The following is a 696-nucleotide window of genomic DNA, read 5'->3' as shown; positions in this document are numbered from 1 at the left end:
CAGCGCCTGCAGCAGCGCCAGCACCGGCAGGCCGCGCCGCGCCGCCACCCGCCGCACCAGCGCCAGCCCGTCCGAATGCAGCCCGGCGAAGCCCATCGCCGCATCCTCCGGCGTGCCGGCGATGGGGCCGAACAGCGGCAGGATCTCCGCCTCCGCCAGCCGGCCCAGCGCGGCGAAATCGCCGGCCAGCGCATGGCCGGCGCGGCGCGCGGCCAGCAGCACCGTCTCGGTCGGCGCATTGCCGGCGCTGCGCCCGGCCCCGGCCAGGGTGCAATCCAGGCTCGCCGCCCCCGCCTCCAGCGCCGCCAGCGTGTTGGCGACCGCCAGCCCCAGATTGTCATGCCCGTGGAAGGCGAGGCCGATGCCGCCCGGCAGCGCCGCCCGCGCCGCGCCCAGCATCGCCGCCACCTGGGCCGGCAGCAGGGCGCCGGCGGAATCATACAGCCCGACATGCTGCGCCCCCTCCCCCGCCATGGCGCGGGCATGGCGGGCGAAGCCCCCGGCATCGGCGAGCGACGCCTTCAGCAGGCTGGCATGCGTCTCGAAGCCCAGCCGGCGCGACAGCGCCAGCAGCGGCGCCGCCTCGGCGCTGCGCGGGATGTCGATGCCGACGCGCAGCACATCCACGCCGAGATCGGCGGCGCGCCGCAGATCGTCGCCCGCGGCGATGCCGGGGATGGCCAGCACCGCCATGCG

General features: G+C 77.7%; 1 protein-coding gene. It reads right to left on the bottom strand.

Annotated features, from left to right (window positions below):
* On the bottom strand, nucleotides 1-696 hold a 696-nt coding region (locus HMPREF0731_RS22435; protein WP_007006567.1), incomplete at both ends, for a hypothetical protein.

This window comes from Pseudoroseomonas cervicalis ATCC 49957 (genome assembly GCF_000164635.1).
In the GTDB taxonomy this organism is placed as follows: domain Bacteria; phylum Pseudomonadota; class Alphaproteobacteria; order Acetobacterales; family Acetobacteraceae; genus Pseudoroseomonas; species Pseudoroseomonas cervicalis.
This window is presented reverse-complemented; position numbering and strand designations above follow the sequence as displayed.